The organism is Sphingomonas sp., from assembly GCF_041661885.1.
Taxonomy (GTDB): Bacteria; Pseudomonadota; Alphaproteobacteria; order Sphingomonadales; family Sphingomonadaceae; genus Sphingomonas.
In genome coordinates, this window is sequence record NZ_JBAZTL010000001.1 from 142,122 (window position 1) to 158,704 (window position 16,583).

Sequence of the window (16,583 nt, forward strand, 5' to 3'; positions counted from 1 at the left end):
AGGATTGTCACAATGGCAGTGTACCCGCCGCAGCCCCCCGACCGCGACGGAATCCGTCCCCTCACCGCTCCACACACATCGCGATGCCCATCCCGCCGCCGATGCACAAAGTGGCCAATCCCTTCTTCGCATCACGCTTGGCCATCTCGTACAGCAGCGTCGTTAAAACACGCGCGCCCGAGGCGCCGATCGGGTGGCCGATGGCGATGGCGCCGCCGTTTACGTTGACGCGATCGGTATCCCATTCGAGCTCCTTGCCAACCGACAGCGCCTGCGCGGCGAAGGCCTCATTGGCCTCGATCAAGTCGAGGTCGCCGATGCTCCACCCGGCTTTCTGCAATGCGCGGCGAGTCGCCGGAACCGGGCCGATGCCCATGATCGAGGGATCGACCCCTGCCGATGCCCAACTGGCGATGCGCGCGAGAATCGGTGATCCGCGGCGCTCGGCTTCGGCACGGCTCATCAGCACCAACGCGGCGGCACCGTCGTTGAGGCCCGAGGCGTTGGCGGCGGTGACCGTACCGTCTTTCTTGAAGGCGGGGCGCACGCCCGACACGCTTTCCAGCGTCACGCCCGCGCGGATATATTCGTCGTCGGACACGATCGTGTCGCCCTTGCGGCCCTTGATCGTCACCGTGGCGATTTCATCGCGGAAGCGGCCGGCGCTCCGTGCGGCTTCGGCAAGGTTCTGCGACCGCACCGAAAATTCGTCCTGCGCGCCGCGCGTGATTTGATATTGCTCGGCCAGATTTTCGGCAGTGATGCCCATGTGATAGCTGTTGAAGGCATCGGTCAGCCCATCCTTGACCATCGTGTCAATCAAGCTGAGATCGCCCATTTTCTGGCCCGCGCGCAACAATTGTGCGTGTGCGCTCATCGACATCGATTCCTGGCCACCCGCGACAACGATGGTCGAGTCGCCGGTGGCGATCGCCTGCGCGGCCAGCGCAACCGCGCGGAGGCCCGATCCGCACACCTGGTTGACCCCCCAGGCGGGGATTTCCTTGGGAACGCCCGCCGCCATCGACGCTTGCCGCGCCGGGTTTTGCCCCTGCGCCGCAGTCAACACCTGGCCGAGGATCACCTCAGAGACGTCCGCCCCGGTTACGCCAGCCTGAGCAAGCGCCGCCTCGATCGCAATGCGGCCAAGCTCATGCGCCGGAGTCGCTGCAAAGGCACCGAGGAAGCTGCCGACCGGCGTGCGCTTGGCGGCGGTGATGACGATGTCCTGCATGGGGCTCTCCGTTGATATGTGTTGCGGCCTATTTAGAGCGCGGCAACGTGTTTAGCCAGTGCGACAGTGGCTCCCACACTTGCGCGCGCGCGCCGCGTCCAACGATCATCCCGACATGCCCGGCGCCAATATCCCGCCGATCCGGCACATTGGCGGCGCTTGCGGCGGGGACGATGCGGTCGTTGAGCGATACGAATTCGATGGCGGGGCAGGTCAAGGCGGCGGGTGCGATCGGCACCCCGGCGACGCGCCAGGCTTCCGTCCCCGGCGTGTCGGCTGCGATGAAATCCTCGAACACCTGTCGGCCCGTGGCAAAGGGCAGGGGCGCGCCGCCATTGGCCCAATCCTCCATCGCGACGAAGGTACGGGCGGCGTCGCTGTCTGACTCCTGTCGGGCAAACGCCTCGTATTTTGCGATGGTTCGCGCGGGATCGAGTCGCCAGAAGCCCGATTGCAACACCTCCATCGGCACCAGCCCCAACGCCTCGCACGCCGGTTTGGCCGAGGCCCATAATGCTGCCATTTCGCCGCGGGCGGCGGTGCCATAGCCGGAAAAATGCCACGGCGATGCGATCAGCGCGAGCCCTGCAACCTCGGTCAGGCATGCGGCGGCCAGTGCCATCGTTCCGCCAAGGCAATATCCGACAAGGATAGGGGGCACCGGAAATTTGGCGATCAACGGGAGCAGTATGCGCGTAATGTGTGCGTTTACATCCAGACCGCGTGCCTTTGGTTCCTGGGTTCCCCAATCGAGCAGAAACGGTCGATGGCCTTGATCGGCGAGCCAGCGCAGCAGCGAGCTTTCGCGGCGCAAGTCGAGAATATGCGGCGGGTTGATAAGCGAGGGGATAACGATCACTGCGCGCCCGGTGGCACCCTTCGCGCCATAGTCACGCAGGCGCGCCTTGCCCTTGCGGAAACGCGTCGGCATCGGTTTGCGAAGTTTTCCGCGTGGTGCGTCCTGATAAGCGCGCAGACCAGCCAGCGCGGCTGCGCGTCGCTCCGGTGAATCCGCCGTCTGATCGCGCAGCATGTCGAGGAACAGTGGCAACGGGCGCGGGCCGTGTTGCGATGCGGCAATAAATGATGGTAGGACAGGCGCAACCACAGGCGGGGAGCCTTTCTTCATGAAGAAGACCATTCCGGGTGACGGCCCGGTTACGATCAAGAAATACGCAAACCGCCGCCTCTACAATACCGAGACGTCGTCTTACATCACGCTCGAGCACCTCGCGGCGATGACGCGTGAGGGGCGGGATTTCAAGGTGCTCGATGCGAAATCCGAAGAGGATATCACGCACAACATCCTGACGCAGATCATCATGGAAGAAGAACAGCGCGGGCAGACGATGCTGCCGGTTCCGTTCCTGCGCCAATTGATCGCTATGTATGGCGATTCGATGCAGGCGATGGTGCCGGGCTATCTCGAAGCGTCGATGGACAGCTTCCGTCGCAACCAGCAACAATTCAAATCGGCGGTCGAAGGTGCTTTCGCCAACTCGCCGTTCGCGGAATTGGCAAAGCAAAATATGGCGATGTTCGAAGCTGCCACCGCCGCCTTCAAACCCGGCGTCGTTCCGGGTGTAACCCCGGTTTCGAGTGCGACCAGCAAGGATGACGAGATAGCCGCGCTGAAGGCGGAACTCGGTCGACTCCATGAAAAGATCGAAAAGCTCGGCGACTGAGCGACGCGGTGTTTTGGTGGATCGCGGCGGGGGGCGCCGGGCTTGTCGCGGTTCTGGCGGGAATCGGCGATTGGCGGCGTCGTTCGCGACGTGATCTCGACAGGATTGGCCTGCTCGATTGGCCGAGTATACAGATGTTCGCACTGATGGGCGCAGTGGTTTGCGCGATCATGGCCGCGCACCAGTGAGGGGGCATCAGTAAAAGGCGCGTAGCGTCAACGTGCGAATTTCCCCACCGCACAGCGCGAGCCGCACGCTTCTCCCCGGGGTTCCCACCGGCCACGTCAAGGCCGTTCCGTCAGCAACGGTTGCGCCATCAACCGTGCAAATCTGCTCGCCAGCGCGCCATCCGGCGGCGGCAGCGGGGCCCCCGCGCATGACGTGCAGTACGGTGAGCCGGCCGGGTTCCCGGCTGAGGATCAAACCACTGGTCGAGCGCAACGGCGGCGTGTCGGCATCGGCGGTGGGGCGCAGCACCATCCGCCCGGCATCGGGGTCGAGCAGCACGCGATAGCGCTTCAGGAAGCCCGATCCGATCCGCCCGTTCATGCCGATGGTCGCGGTGTAGCCCCCGGCTCCTTCGACGCGCAGTTCAACCTCGCGCGCCGCGCTTTCGCCACTGCGCACGCCGGGCACGATTGCGAGATCGACGATCATCGCACCACCGACGCCATAAGCGATGGTCGAGGTGGTTGGACGTTGCGCATTGGGCAATGCGGACCAGGCGGCACGGGTCAGCGTAATCGCGCTGCCGTCGCCGGTATCGATCGCCATGCGTGCAATGTGGCGGGTGCCGATGGTCAAGTCGGTGACATAACTCGGCCATGCGCCGGCAATATGGAGCGGTGCCGTGCTCCCGGTAAAGGGCAGGCGGCCCGACGGCAGCAAACGAAACCGCTGCATCTCATAATCGATATCGAGCGCGTAATGCGCGGTCAGGTCGCGACCGACGAGCAAGTCGATATCGGCCTGGCCCGTGGTGGCAGGCGGCAAGGGGGCGGTCATCATATGCCCGCCACGCCGCGTTAACGCGCCCAGCGTCACGCGCTCAGGATCGACCCAGCCGCTCGCCACGCTGCCGCCAATGGCAAGCGCAGTGTGACCACGGCGAACGCGCATTCCGGCGGCATCGACGAAGTGGCGCGCGAGGAGCGAGGTGCTGACGCCGGTATCGAGGATCGCCGTCGTGGGGCGGCCATCGACGGTCGCCTGAAAGCGGATCTGGTCGGCGGGCGTCAGCGTAAAGGCGATCCAACGCGACTCGGCATCGGGCGCGAGCGTATCTTGCTGCGCGTCGGAAGGTGCAGCGGCGCACAGCAAAAGCAACAGGAACACGAGGCAACGCATCGGTTGCCATCGATACTCCAAACGGCGGCTAGAGGCACGCCTCCAGATAGGCCTGATCGAACCCGAAGGTCCGCGCCTTTTCCAGCGTGTACGGACGCAACCCCATCGAGCGATATTCGCCGATGATCTTGCCGTCGGCGCTCTCGTCCAGATATTCGAACTTGAACAGCTCTTGCGTCACGATCACCGGCCCTTCCATGCCGATCACCTCGGTTACATTGGTGACACGGCGTGAGCCGTCGCGCAGGCGCTTTACCTGGATAATCATCTCGACCGAATCGGCGATCTGCCGACTGATCGCTTCCTTGGGCACCTTGATGTCCGACATCATCACCATGTTCTCCATACGCGCGAGCGCCTCGCGCGGGGAGTTGGCGTGGAGCGTACACATCGAGCCATCGTGACCGGTGTTCATTGCCGCCAACATGTCGAAACATTCGGCGCCACGAATTTCGCCGAGGATGATGCGATCCGGGCGCATACGCAGCGCGTTCTTGACGAGATCGCGGATGCTGATTTCACCTTGGCCTTCGAGATTGGCCGGGCGCGTTTCGAGCGGTAGCCAGTGCGGCTGTTGCAGGCGGAGTTCGGCGGCGTCCTCAATCGTCAGCACGCGCTCGCCGGGGTCGATCATCTTCGACAAAGCATTGAGCATCGTCGTCTTGCCCGAACCCGTACCGCCCGAGATGACCACGTTGAAGCGGCACGCGCCCGCGATTTTCAACGCGGTCGCCATTTTGGGGCTCATTGAGCCGAAGCCTGCCATCATGTCGAGCGTGATCGGCTTGGCCGAGAATTTACGAATCGAGATCGCGGTGCCGCGCAAGCTGAGCGGCGGCACGATCACGTTGACGCGGCTGCCGTCCTTGAGGCGGGCGTCGGCGAGCGGCGTGGTCTGGTCAACACGGCGACCGACCGAGTTGCAGATGCGCTGCGCGATCTGGAACAGATGCTCTTCGTCACGGAACTGGATCTGCGCGAGCTCGAGCTTGCCCTTGCGCTCGACATAGGTCTGCTCGGGGCCGTTGACCATGATGTCGGTGATGTTCGGATCGGCGAGCAACTCCTCGAGCGGCCCCAAGCCCAGCAATTCGTCGACCAGCACCTTTTCCAGCGCGAATTGCTCGCGGCGGTTGAGCGTCAGCTTCAACTCGGCCAGCACTTCGCCGATGATCGGGCGAAATTCCTCGGCCAGCTCATCCTTGTCGAGCGTCGCCGCCGCCTCGGGATCGACGCGTTCGAGCAGGCGCGGGAGCACCTGTTCCTTGATCTTGTGGATCGAGCTTTCGAAACCCTCGACCTTCGAGCTACCCGCGTCGCCCGACGAAGCTTGCCGGTCGGCGAGGCGCTGCATCGCGTCCATCTGCAAGCCCGGCATGTTGCCGGTCGGCTCGGTTTCGCCTGGCATCGGCGGGAGCGGGGGGAATTGCTCGCTGTTGGTGTCGGCCTCGGTCGCCGGGCGAACACTGCCGCCCTGCATCGGCCGCGCAACGCCGAAGGCCGGTCGGGTGCCCGGACCTGCTGCTCCCGGTCGCCGCCCAAATGCACTCATGCTGCCCGCTTCCTCATCGTCATGAACGATTGGTAGGCAAGAGAGTTTGAGAATTTCCTAACCAAACCGCCCAAAGGCGGGACGCGTGCTCGATTAAGCCCGCAAAAGGCGCGGATTTACGCGGTGCGCTCCGCCAGAACGGTCAAGCCGCTGGCATTGACCTCGGCGAAACCACCTTCGATCGTGATGAGCTCGGGTTCGCCCTTTTCGGTGCGATAGACCGACAATGCACCGTCGCGGATCGTCGACATGACCGGGGCATGGCCCTCCAGCACGCCAAAATCGCCCTCCGAGCCGGGGACGACGACCATGTACACGTCCTCAGAGCGGACGAGCTTTTCAGGAGTGACGAGTTCGAAGTGCAGCATTTTCTTCTTCCTTCCCCCCTCCCGCTTGCGGGAGGGGTCGGGGGAGGGACGTTTTGCTTGGAGAAGCGCCTGCTTCCAGGCCCTCCCCCAGCCCCTCCCGCAAGCGGGAGGGGAGTGAGTAGCCCTCTCCCCGCAAGCGGGGAGAGGGCGTTTTATTTACGCGTCCTGCGCCATCTTTTCGGCCTTGGCGATCGCTTCGTCGATGCCGCCGACCATGTAGAACGCGCTCTCGGGCAGGTGGTCATACTCGCCATCGACGACCGCCTTGAACGACTTCACGGTGTCTTCGACCTGAACGAACTTGCCCGGAATGCCGGTAAAGACCTCGGCGACGTGGAACGGCTGGCTGAGGAAGCGCTGGATCTTGCGGGCGCGCGACACGATCGACTTATCTTCTTCCGACAGCTCGTCCATGCCCAGGATGGCGATGATGTCCTGCAGCGACTTGTAGCGCTGCAGCGTCTCCTGGACGCGGCGGGCGGTGTCGTAATGCTCCTGGCCGACGATCGCCGGGGTCAGAACGCGTGAGGTCGAGTCGAGCGGATCGACCGCCGGGTAGATGCCCAGCTCCGAAATCGCGCGGTTGAGGTTGGTCGTCGCGTCCAAATGTGCGAACGAGGTGGCGGGCGCCGGATCGGTCAAATCGTCTGCCGGAACGTAGATCGCCTGCACCGAGGTAATCGAGCCCTTGTTGGTCGAGGTGATGCGCTCCTGCAGTGCGCCCATGTCGGTCGACAGCGTCGGCTGATAGCCCACCGCCGACGGAATGCGACCGAGCAGTGCCGACACTTCCGACCCGGCTTGCGTGAAGCGGAAGATGTTGTCGACGAAGAACAGCACGTCCTGGCCTTCGACGTCGCGGAAATATTCGGCGATCGTCAGGCCCGACAGCGCGACGCGGGCACGTGCGCCTGGCGGCTCGTTCATCTGGCCGAACACCAATGCGACCTTGGAACCCTCAGGCGTCGGGTTGCCATCGGCATCCTTGGCGATGACGCCCGCGTCAAGGAATTCGTGGTACAGATCGTTACCCTCACGGGTACGCTCGCCAACGCCCGCGAACACCGAGGTGCCGCCGTGGCCCTTGGCGATGTTGTTGATGAGTTCCTGGATCAGCACGGTCTTGCCGACGCCCGCGCCGCCGAACAGGCCGATCTTGCCGCCCTTCGCATAAGGCGCGAGCAGATCGATGACCTTGATGCCGGTGACCAGAATCGCGCTCTCGGTCGACTGATCGACGAAGAGCGGAGCCGGTGCGTGGATCGGCATCGTGTCGGTGTGGCCGACCGGACCACGCTCGTCGATCGGCTCACCGATGACGTTGAGGATGCGCCCCAGCGTCTGCGGGCCGACGGGCACGCGGATTTGCGAGCCGGTGTCGGTCACTTCCTGACCGCGCGTGAGGCCCTCGGTCGAATCCATCGCGATCGTGCGGACGGTGTTCTCGCCGAGATGCTGCGCGACTTCGAGCACGAGGCGGTTGCCGTTGTTCGAGGTTTCGAGCGCGTTCAAAATCGCGGGCAGGCGGTCCTGCTCGAAGGTCACGTCGACGACGGCGCCGATGACCTGGCTGATGCGACCGACGCTGTTGGTCGTCGCGACGGGTGCGGTTGCGCTCGGCGCTGCGGCCTTGGGCGCGCGCGGCTTGCGGGCGGGCTTTTCTGCGGTCGGGGCTTCGGTTGCCATCGTTCTTTCCTCGTATCGACTACTTGAGCGCTTCGGCGCCGGAGATGATTTCCACCAACTCGGTGGTGATCGCGGCCTGGCGGCTGCGGTTATACTGGATCGTCAGGCGATTGATCATGTCGCCTGCATTGCGCGTGGCATTGTCCATCGCGGTCATGCGGCTGCCCTGCTCCGACGCTGCGTTTTCGAGCAGCGCGCGGAAGATCTGGATCGCGACGTTGCGCGGCAGCAGATCGGCGAGGATCGTTTCCTCATCGGGCTCATACTCGACTGCGGCACCGCCATCCGCCACGGGAGCGGCGGTGGTGTCAATCGCGACCGGGATGATCTGACGACCGACCGGCTCCTGCACCAACGCCGACTGGAACTTGGCGTAGAACAGGTGCGCGATGTCGAATTCGCCAGCCTCGAACCGGGTGATGACATCGTCGGCAATCGCACGCGCATCGGCGAAGGCAACCGTCTTGATATGGCTCATCTCATGGTCGGCGGCGATCTGCGTCGGGAAGAAGCGCTTGATCACGCGGCCCTTCTTGCCCGCCACGTAGAACTTCACCGTTTTACCCGCCGCTTGCAGTTCTTCCGCCTTGCGACGTGCAGCGCGGACGATGTTCGAGTTGAACGCACCGGCGAGGCCACGCTCGGACGTCGCCACGATCAGCAAATGCACCTGATCCTTGCCAGTGCCCGCGAGCAGCTTGGGGCTCGATTCGCTGACCGAAACCTTGGCGGCGAGGCTGGCCATCACCTTTTCGAGCTGCTCGGCATAGGGACGGCCAGCAACCGCCGCCTCCTGCGCACGGCGCAGTTTCGCGGCGGCGACCATCTTCATCGCCTTGGTGATCTTCTGCGTCGACTTCACCGAGCCGATGCGGATCTTGAGGGCTTTAAGCGAGGCCATTCTAATTCCCTGTTCGTCATTCCCGCGAAGGCGGGAATCCATACTCCCCAGCGTTCGAGATTATGGATCCCCGCCTGCGCGGGGATGACGGGTTGCTCCCTATTCTTTACGCAAACGTCTTAGAAAAGGCACCCAGCGCGGTCTTCAGCGCTTCGGTCGTCTCCTTCGACAGATCGCGCTTGTCGCGAATGTCCTTCAGCAGATCGGCATGATCGCTGCGCATTGCCGCCAGCATCGCCTGCTCATAGCGGACGACGGCGTTGACCGGCACGGTGTCGAGGAAGCCTTGCGTACCCGCAAAGATCGACACGGTCTGCTCTTCGAACGGCATTGGCGAGAACTGCGCCTGCTTCAGCAGCTCGGTCAGGCGTGCGCCGCGGTTGAGCAGCTTTTGCGTCGAGGCATCGAGGTCCGAGCCGAACTGCGCGAACGCCGCCATTTCGCGATACTGGGCGAGCTCGAGCTTGATCGAGCCCGACACCTTCTTCATCGCCTTGGTCTGCGCCGCCGAGCCGACGCGGCTGACCGACAGACCGACGTTGATCGCCGGGCGGACGCCCGCGAAGAACAGGTCGGTTTCAAGGAAGATCTGGCCGTCGGTGATCGAGATCACGTTGGTCGGGATGTAGGCGGACACGTCGCCGGCCTGCGTTTCGATGATCGGCAGTGCGGTGAGCGAGCCGCCCCCGTTCGCGTCGTTCATCTTCGCTGCGCGCTCGAGGAGACGCGAGTGGAGATAGAACACGTCGCCGGGATAGGCTTCGCGACCCGGCGGGCGGCGCAGCAGCAGCGACATCTGGCGGTAGGCAACGGCCTGCTTCGACAGATCGTCATAGACGATGACGGCGTGCATCCCGTTGTCGCGGAAATACTCACCCATCGCGCAACCGGTATAAGGCGCGAGGAACTGCAGCGGTGCGGGGTCCGACGCGGTTGCGGCAACCACGATCGAATAGTCCATCGCGCCGTTTTCGGTCAGCGTGCGGACGAGCTGCGCAACGGTCGAACGCTTCTGGCCGACCGCGACATAGATGCAATAGAGCTTCTTGCTCTCGTCATCGCCCTGGTGTGCGGCCTTCTGGTTGATGAAGGTGTCGATCGCGACGGCGGACTTGCCGGTCTGCCGATCGCCGATGATGAGTTCGCGCTGGCCACGGCCAACGGGGACGAGCGCGTCGATCGCCTTGAGGCCGGTCTGTACCGGCTCGTTGACGCCCTGGCGCGGGATGATGCCCGGTGCCTTGACTTCGACGCGGCTGCGCTGGTCGGAAACGATCGGGCCCTTGCCGTCGATCGGGTTGCCGAGACCATCGACGACGCGCCCCAACAGGCCCTTGCCGACGGGAACGTCAACGATCGTGCCCGTGCGCTTGACGACATCGCCTTCCTTGATCTGGCTGTCCGAGCCGAAGATCACGACGCCGACGTTATCGGCCTCAAGGTTGAGCGCCATGCCCTGCACGCCGTTCGAGAACTCGACCATTTCGCCCGCCTGGACGTTGTCGAGCCCGTGGATGCGGGCGATACCGTCACCGACGCTGAGCACCTGGCCGGTTTCCGAAACCTGCGCTTCGGTGCCGAAATTGGCGATCTGGTCCTTGATGACCTTCGAGATTTCTGCGGCGCGGATATCCATGACTTAACCTTTCATCGCGTGCGCGAGAGTATTGAGACGGGTGCGGATCGACGAATCGATCCGTTGCGAACCGATCTGGACAACCAGACCGCCGAGGAGGGTGGGATCGACCGCGAGATCGACCGAAACATCGGTGCCGATGCGCGTGCGCAATTGCTGCTTCAGCGCGTCGACCTGGTCGTCGGTCAGCGGATGTGCCGAGGTCACTTCCGCCGTGGTTTCGCCACGGTGCCGCGCGGCGAGGCCGCGAAACGCGCGGATGATCGCGGGCAATTGCGACAACCGCCGGTTCTCGGCGAGCACGCCGAGGAACTTGGCGGTGGTGTCGTCCACGTCGATCATTTCGGCTGCCGCGGCAACCGCCCGGGCCGCATCGGCACGCGAAACGATCGGGCTGCCGATCAACTGCGCGAATTCGCTCGATTGCGCGATGGCGGCGCGAACGCGGCCAAGGCTCGCCTCGACCGCATCGATGGCTTTGCTGTCACGGGCAAGCTCGAAGAGCGCGGTCGCATAGCGTCCGCTTAAGCTTGCTTGAATACCGCCGGATGTCTCCACGCGATTGGGGTCCTCTTGGGCACGAATGGTGGCCCCATGCAAATAGAGGGCGTTGGGGAATGCGCCTTCAGATGGGTTGGCGGGCGGTTAGCATTGGGTAGGGCGCGATGCAAGCCGCCCGGAGGTACAGCTATGCGCGCGCCCCAAACTACCGGCATACTCTTCATATTTCATGCAAGTGTAACATAGGCTTAACCATCTGTTTGGTCCTTTGGAGCCATAGCAGGGTTTATGAACAGCCTCGCATTGCCCCGCTCGTTTTCCGCACTCCTGCTCTCGCTACGCGCAATGCTGTTGCGCTGGGAGGGGGATAGCGGGAACATGCGCGTGCAGTTGCGGCGCATCGTTTGGGGGCTGCTCGGCATCCAGGCGATGCTGACGCTGGCCTTGATCGGCGCGACCCTGGCCACCAGCCAGGGGGTGCGCACGCTCATCATGGACCGGCTTTATCCGATTGGCGAATTGCAGCGCGTCAACGCGAACTATGCGACTGCCCTGCTGACGGCGCACAAAGTGCGGAGCGGGAATCTGTCTGCGCCGGGTGCGGTCGCGACGATCGAAGCCAACCGCGCCGAGATCGCCGCGAGCTGGAGCGCCTTTATGGAGCACAATCTCGACGCAAGGCGCGCCGATGAGGTGGCCAAGGTCGAAGCGGCACGCCACGACGCCGATGCCGCGCTCGACAAATTGCTGGATTTGCTGCGTGCCGGGCGAGTCGATCAACTCGACTTCTTCGTCAGCGGGGCGCTCTACGCCGCAATCGATCCGTTGACCGGGGCGAGCGGCACGTTGATCGCCGATCTGCGCGCCGATGCGCTTCACGAGCGCGGCGCACTCGAAACCGGGTTCGATCGCGTCTATTTCCTGGTGGCCTTTGTGACGATCGCGGCGATCCTGGTCGCCTTTTGGGGGATGCGGATGCTGGCGCGGCACGTGGAACGGCCGCTTGCGCAGATTGCCGAGGCGACGCGCAGCATCACGCTCGACCAGGCCGATGTGGTGATCCCGGCGCTCGATCGCAGCGATGAAATCGGGGAGATTGCCCGTGCGCTGGCCTTTGCGCGGCAGCGATCGGCCGATGCGCGGCGCCTGAGCGAGGAAGCGCGCCGCACTGCGGATGCGCTCAGCGCCAGCGAACGTCGCGAAGATGCGGCGCGCGCGCGCCGCGCCGCGCATCTGGACGCGCTGTTTCAGGTGTTCGAGGGCGAAGCAGGGGCCTCGGTCGGTCAACTTGTCTCCGCCGGACCGGCGCTGCGCGAGACTGCGGCGGCGATGGCGGGCGAGGCGGGTACGACCGAAGAGCAAGCGATGGCGACCGCCGCATTGACCGAACAAAGCGCCACCAACGCGCGCACCATCGCGCATTCGGCGACCGCGCTGGCCGGGGCGATCGAGCAGATCAGCAGGGCCGCAAACGAATCGCGCGCCAGCGTCGCGACCGTGCGCGCACGCACGCTGGAAGGGCGGGATCGTGCCGAGTCGCTGGGCGCGCTGGTCGCGGAAATATCCTCGGTGCTCGACATGATTACGGCGGTGGCCGGGCAGACCAATCTGCTCGCGCTCAACGCCACGATCGAGGCCGCGCGCGCGGGCGAGGCAGGCCGGGGCTTTGCCGTCGTCGCCGATGAAGTGAAGGGCCTTGCGCGCCAGACCCAGTCCGCCGCCGGGCGGATCGAGGCACGCCTCGCCGCAGTCCGCACCGCCAGCGACACGGTGCTCGCGACGATCGAATCGGTCGATGCGTTGGTTGCCGAACTCGATCGGTCATCGTCCAATGTTGCCGGGGCAGTCGATCAGCAGCGCGGCATGACCCAGGCGATCGCGCTGGCCATTGCCGAGGTCGAGGATGGTACTGCGGATGCTGCCGAAAATATGCAGACGTTGCGCGACCGCGCGCAACGTTCGCGCCTCACCGCCGACCATGTCACGCGCACCGCCGAGGATGTGGCGAGCGGGGTCGAGCGGTTGCGCGGGCAAATCGACCGTCTGATCGTGGATGTGCGCGCCGCCTGACGCACCGCTTTCACCGAAACGCCGTTGTTGATAGCGTTGGGGGCGCGGGGATTGCACCACGGAGAGATTCGATGACCGGCCAGATACTGACGATGGCGATGTCTGACGGCGCGCAAATCGGGGTCTATCACGCGCAACCAACGGGCCGACGCAAGGGCGGGTTGGTGCTGGTCCAGGAAATCTTCGGGGTGACCGATCATATCCGCGACCTGTGCGAGGAATATGCCGCCAACGGTTATGAAGTGCTGGCGCCCGCGCTGTTCGACCGCGAGCATCCCGGGTTCGAGGCGGAATATACCGGCGAAGGGTTTGCCCGCAGCGTGCAGCTTGCGCGCGAACTGCACCCGTTCGACCTGACGCTGGCCGATGTGCAGACCTGTATCGATGCGCTGGCCGAGCGCGGGCCGGTGTTCGTGGTCGGCTATTGCTATGGCGGGTCGGTCGCGTGGTTTGCGGCAACACGCCTGCACAATGTCGCCGCCGCTTCGGCTTATTATGGCAGCCTGATCCCCGGTGCGGCGGACGAGGAACCCAAGGTCCCGGTTATCCTGCATTTCGGCCGCCACGATGACCATATCGCGATGGACGGGGTTGAAAGGGTGATCGCCAAGGCGTGGCCCAAGGCGAAGGTCTATGTCTATGAGGCGGGCCACGGCTTCAACTCGGATCGCCGCAAGGATTATCACGAGCCCAGCGCCGATCTGGCCAAGGAACGCACGCTGGAATTGTTCGAGGCGAATGGCGGCTGATCGTCATGCTTTGAGAGCAAGGTGCGGGATGTGAGCGCATCCGGTTCGTGCGTATATCATGGCATGACACAAACCCTTCCCCTTGATCCCGATGCCGCCTGGAAAGCGTTTGAAGCGCGTGACCGGCATTCCGATGGGCGCTTTGTCGGTGCGGTGAAAACCACCGGCATCTATTGCAAGCCAAGCTGCCCCGCGCGGCACCCCAAGCGCGAGAATGTCGTCTTCTACCGGACCCCCGAGGAAGCGCGCGCGGCGGGGTTCCGCGCCTGCCTGCGGTGCGCACCCGATGCGGTGGGGCGCGACCGGATCGCGGTGGCGCGCGCGGTCGCGCTGATCGAGGCGGCGGAGGAGGTGGTGGCGCTCGACGCGCTCGCCGCGCAGGTCGGCTATGCGCCGCATCATTTCCACCGCCTGTTCAAGCGCGCGACCGGGGTGACGCCGGCAGCCTATGCGCGCGGATTGATGGCGCAGCGCGCGGCGCGGGCGCTGGCGGGGGATGCCACCGTGACCGATGCGATTTATGAGGCTGGCTATTCCGCGCCGAGCCGCTTTTATGATGGCGGGGCCAAACGACTGGGCATGACGCCAAGCGCGTGGAAACGCGGCGGGGCCGGGGTGACGATTCGCTGGACCGTGGCCGATACCAGCCTTGGCGCGATGCTCGTCGCCGCGACCGACAAGGGGCTGTGTCGCGTGTCGTTCGACGAGGGCGAGGCGGCGCTGCACGCGCGCTTCCCGTACGCCGAGATCGTGCCTGGAGGCGCGGCGTTGGCCGATCTGGCGGCGCAGGTCGTCGCAAGCGTCGAATCGCCCGATCGCGACCGCGACTTGCCGCTCGATGTGCAGGGTACGGCGTTTCAGGAGGCGATCTGGCAGGCGCTGCGGGCGATTCCGCTGGGCGAGACGCGCAGCTATGCCGAACTGGCGACGATGGTTGGCAACCCCAAAGCGGTGCGCGCGGCGGGGACGGCATGTGGTGCCAATCCGGTGTCGATCATCGTGCCGTGCCACCGCGCGCAACGCACCGACGGCACGCTGGGCGGCTATGCCTATGGCATCGACCGCAAGGTCGCGCTGCGCACCCGCGAGGGCGTAAAGTAGCCGCTTCCCGAAGCGCGGCGTCAGCCGCCTGAGGTCACCACATCGGGCCCGGCAGGCTCGCAGCGATAGACGATCTTCTCATTGGGCTGGGCGGGCAATGCGGTGCGGATCGCCGCCTGTTGCGTCGCCAGATTGGCCCGACCCGCTTCATCGGGGGAGCAGGCCTTCAGCGTGACCTGGCTACGAATCTTGCGCACACTGTCCATCTCGGCCGCGCTGAGGAAATAGCGCGTCGTGACATAGCCGAGCGTTGCCGGGTCGAATTGCAGAACCGACACGGTCTGTTCCTCGGCGGGGACGAGGATACGGTCCCACTTGCTGCCATTTTCGGCATATTGCGTGCGCCCGTTCATGCAGCCTGCCTTGCCCCAATCGACCGTCAGATCGGCGGTTGACGAGGAGATGACGCGGCTACGTTCGGGCACGAAATGGCACTGCAATTTGCCGAGCGGCGCGGTGGAGGAAACGGTCGGGGCGAGGGGCACGATTGCGGCGGGGGTCGTGGCGGGAAGCGATGCCGCACCGGTCGGACGCAGCACGAACACGATGACGGCACCAGCCATCACCAGACCACCGATCGCCCAGGCCCAGATTGCCTCGCGCCGCATCGCCTGCGCATCGAGCAGCCCGCCCGCGCCAATGCCCATTGCGCCGAGCACCAGCATCAAGGTGGCGATGGCCATGATGTTCTCGCGGTGGCGGTCGGCGGCGTCGCGCGCGGCGATCAACGCGGCCTCGCGCGCCAGAACCGCTTTGCCGGTAGCATCGCGCCTGGCTGCATCGGCGGCGGCGGAGGCTTGCGCATCGGCTTCGCGATCGGCCTTGTCGATCTCGGCGATGCTCGTGCAGGGCGTGCCGACCGCCATAAAGGGTTGCTTGGCCTTGGTGAGGAAGGCGGCGAGTTCACTGTCGGCGATGGCGAAGCCAAAGGTCGAATCGCCCTCCTCGCCCCGCGTAATCGCCGAATTGACGCCGATCACGCGCCCGCACGGGTCCAGCAACGGCCCGCCCGAATTGCCGCGCGCGATCCCCGCTGTGTGGAGCAGCACGTCGGTTCCCGACATTTGCCGACGCCCGGAAAACACGCCTTCGGTGCGGATCGGCGAGAGCGGATGGATGTAATCCACCGCCGAGCGCGCAGTCGCGAGATCGACATTGCCGGGATAGCCGAGCGCGGTCACCATCCCGCCCTCGGACACCGGCCCGGTATAGAGTGCGACAGGTGGCAGCGGCGTTCCGGAGAATTCGATCAACGCAAGGTCGTGCACGGCATCGACCGCGATCACTCTGCCCTGATAGCTCTTGCTGCCTTCCGACGGCACGATGCCGATCACGACATTGCCGGGATAGCGCGTCAGCAGCTCGACCACATGGGCGTTGGTGACGATGCGGTTGGACGCGACCGCAAAGCCGCTGCCGTGGCCGAAGCCGACCACTTCGTCATCGACGATCGCGATGGTGACGACGCGCACGACGCCGCGCGCGGTGGCGGAGATATCATCGGCGCGGGCTGGCCCGGCGAGCGCGGACAGCAACACTGCCGCGAGGAGCGTACTCCACAGCGGCCACACCCTTTGCGAAAGAGGGCGGGAAAGGCGAAAAAAAATTGCGGCGACCATGTCCGCCTTATGTGCCAGCCGAGGTCGCGATAAGACAGAGGAAAGTAAGCCGATTAGCGCAATCCGCATCGTCCTTTCGGGCGAATGCAGCCTTCTAATCCCGCCTCCGCCAAAGGGGCTGGCGGAAGCGGGAG

15 protein-coding genes are annotated in these 16,583 nt (G+C 64.7%); 5 read left to right on the forward strand and 10 right to left on the reverse strand.

What is annotated here, in order from left to right; all coding sequences use genetic code 11:
- Positions 1-61: 61 nt before the first annotated feature.
- Both WC704_RS00710 and WC704_RS00715 read right to left on the reverse strand, forming a co-directional pair.
- Positions 62-1,234: an acetyl-CoA C-acetyltransferase gene (locus WC704_RS00710; protein ID WP_372888082.1), complete on the reverse strand. Its 1,173-nt coding sequence runs from the start codon at positions 1,232-1,234 to the stop codon at positions 62-64.
- 28 nt (positions 1,235-1,262) lie between these two features.
- On the reverse strand, positions 1,263-2,279 hold the full coding sequence (locus tag WC704_RS00715; protein ID WP_372888696.1) for an alpha/beta fold hydrolase: 1,017 nt from the start codon (positions 2,277-2,279) through the stop codon (positions 1,263-1,265).
- Positions 2,280-2,361: 82 nt separating this feature from the next.
- Between WC704_RS00715 and phaR the strand changes: the two genes are divergently transcribed.
- Together phaR and WC704_RS00725 are read left to right on the forward strand one after the other, a co-directional pair.
- The gene (gene phaR, locus WC704_RS00720) at positions 2,362-2,919 is read left to right on the forward strand and encodes a polyhydroxyalkanoate synthesis repressor PhaR (protein WP_372888083.1); all 558 of its coding nucleotides are present in this window, start codon (positions 2,362-2,364) and stop codon (positions 2,917-2,919) included.
- Between the two features lie 8 nt (positions 2,920-2,927).
- Positions 2,928-3,107 carry a hypothetical protein gene (locus WC704_RS00725; RefSeq protein WP_372888084.1) on the forward strand — a complete coding sequence of 60 codons (180 nt, stop codon included), beginning with the start codon at positions 2,928-2,930 and terminating at the stop codon, positions 3,105-3,107.
- A gap of 7 nt (positions 3,108-3,114) precedes the next feature.
- On the opposite strand, the gene WC704_RS00730 is transcribed toward WC704_RS00725, so the two are convergent.
- From WC704_RS00730 to WC704_RS00760, 7 genes are all read right to left on the reverse strand, one after another.
- Positions 3,115-4,254 (reverse strand): aspartyl protease family protein, encoded by a 1,140-nt coding sequence (locus WC704_RS00730; protein WP_372888085.1) that lies wholly within the window; start codon positions 4,252-4,254, stop codon positions 3,115-3,117.
- A gap of 40 nt (positions 4,255-4,294) precedes the next feature.
- On the reverse strand, positions 4,295-5,818 hold the full coding sequence (locus tag WC704_RS00735) for a CpaF family protein (protein WP_372888086.1): 1,524 nt from the start codon (positions 5,816-5,818) through the stop codon (positions 4,295-4,297).
- A gap of 116 nt (positions 5,819-5,934) precedes the next feature.
- Positions 5,935-6,186: an ATP synthase F1 subunit epsilon gene (locus WC704_RS00740; RefSeq protein WP_372888087.1), complete on the reverse strand. Its 252-nt coding sequence runs from the start codon at positions 6,184-6,186 to the stop codon at positions 5,935-5,937.
- 156 nt (positions 6,187-6,342) lie between these two features.
- Positions 6,343-7,872, reverse strand: a complete 1,530-nt coding sequence (gene atpD, locus WC704_RS00745) for a F0F1 ATP synthase subunit beta (RefSeq protein WP_372888088.1) — start codon at positions 7,870-7,872, stop codon at positions 6,343-6,345.
- 19 nt (positions 7,873-7,891) lie between these two features.
- Positions 7,892-8,773: a F0F1 ATP synthase subunit gamma gene (locus WC704_RS00750; protein WP_372888089.1), complete on the reverse strand. Its 882-nt coding sequence runs from the start codon at positions 8,771-8,773 to the stop codon at positions 7,892-7,894.
- Positions 8,774-8,879: 106 nt separating this feature from the next.
- Positions 8,880-10,409 carry a F0F1 ATP synthase subunit alpha gene (gene atpA, locus WC704_RS00755; RefSeq protein WP_372888090.1) on the reverse strand — a complete coding sequence of 510 codons (1,530 nt, stop codon included), beginning with the start codon at positions 10,407-10,409 and terminating at the stop codon, positions 8,880-8,882.
- Positions 10,410-10,412: 3 nt separating this feature from the next.
- Positions 10,413-10,967 (reverse strand): F0F1 ATP synthase subunit delta, encoded by a 555-nt coding sequence (locus WC704_RS00760; RefSeq protein ID WP_372888091.1) that lies wholly within the window; start codon positions 10,965-10,967, stop codon positions 10,413-10,415.
- A 231-nt stretch (positions 10,968-11,198) separates the two neighbouring features.
- Between WC704_RS00760 and WC704_RS00765 the strand changes: the two genes are divergently transcribed.
- The 3 genes from WC704_RS00765 (at position 11,199) to ada (ending at position 14,830) form a co-directional block, all read left to right on the forward strand.
- Positions 11,199-12,980 (forward strand): methyl-accepting chemotaxis protein, encoded by a 1,782-nt coding sequence (locus tag WC704_RS00765; protein ID WP_372888092.1) that lies wholly within the window; start codon positions 11,199-11,201, stop codon positions 12,978-12,980.
- A 71-nt stretch (positions 12,981-13,051) separates the two neighbouring features.
- Positions 13,052-13,729 (forward strand): dienelactone hydrolase family protein, encoded by a 678-nt coding sequence (locus WC704_RS00770; RefSeq protein ID WP_372888093.1) that lies wholly within the window; start codon positions 13,052-13,054, stop codon positions 13,727-13,729.
- Positions 13,730-13,792: 63 nt separating this feature from the next.
- Positions 13,793-14,830 carry a bifunctional DNA-binding transcriptional regulator/O6-methylguanine-DNA methyltransferase Ada gene (ada, locus tag WC704_RS00775; RefSeq protein WP_372888094.1) on the forward strand — a complete coding sequence of 346 codons (1,038 nt, stop codon included), beginning with the start codon at positions 13,793-13,795 and terminating at the stop codon, positions 14,828-14,830.
- 20 nt (positions 14,831-14,850) lie between these two features.
- Here the strand turns inward: ada and WC704_RS00780 are convergent, their stop codons facing one another.
- Positions 14,851-16,449 carry a S1C family serine protease gene (locus WC704_RS00780; protein WP_372888095.1) on the reverse strand — a complete coding sequence of 533 codons (1,599 nt, stop codon included), beginning with the start codon at positions 16,447-16,449 and terminating at the stop codon, positions 14,851-14,853.
- Between the last annotated feature and the right edge of the window lie 134 nt (positions 16,450-16,583).

What these genes read in the sequence shown, in the direction of transcription:
- WC704_RS00710 (WP_372888082.1), bottom strand. Translation starts at nt 1,234, where the DNA reads ATGCAGGACATCGTCATCACCGCCGCCAAGCGCACGCCGGTCGGCAGC.
- phaR (WP_372888083.1), top strand. Translation starts at nt 2,362, where the DNA reads ATGAAGAAGACCATTCCGGGTGACGGCCCGGTTACGATCAAGAAATAC.
- WC704_RS00735 (WP_372888086.1), bottom strand. Translation starts at nt 5,818, where the DNA reads ATGAGTGCATTTGGGCGGCGACCGGGAGCAGCAGGTCCGGGCACCCGA.
- WC704_RS00740 (WP_372888087.1), bottom strand. Translation starts at nt 6,186, where the DNA reads ATGCTGCACTTCGAACTCGTCACTCCTGAAAAGCTCGTCCGCTCTGAG.
- atpD (WP_372888088.1), bottom strand. Translation starts at nt 7,872, where the DNA reads ATGGCAACCGAAGCCCCGACCGCAGAAAAGCCCGCCCGCAAGCCGCGC.
- WC704_RS00750 (WP_372888089.1), bottom strand. Translation starts at nt 8,773, where the DNA reads ATGGCCTCGCTTAAAGCCCTCAAGATCCGCATCGGCTCGGTGAAGTCG.
- atpA (WP_372888090.1), bottom strand. Translation starts at nt 10,409, where the DNA reads ATGGATATCCGCGCCGCAGAAATCTCGAAGGTCATCAAGGACCAGATC.
- WC704_RS00765 (WP_372888092.1), top strand. Translation starts at nt 11,199, where the DNA reads ATGAACAGCCTCGCATTGCCCCGCTCGTTTTCCGCACTCCTGCTCTCG.
- WC704_RS00770 (WP_372888093.1), top strand. Translation starts at nt 13,052, where the DNA reads ATGACCGGCCAGATACTGACGATGGCGATGTCTGACGGCGCGCAAATC.
- ada (WP_372888094.1), top strand. Translation starts at nt 13,793, where the DNA reads ATGACACAAACCCTTCCCCTTGATCCCGATGCCGCCTGGAAAGCGTTT.
- WC704_RS00780 (WP_372888095.1), bottom strand. Translation starts at nt 16,449, where the DNA reads ATGGTCGCCGCAATTTTTTTTCGCCTTTCCCGCCCTCTTTCGCAAAGG.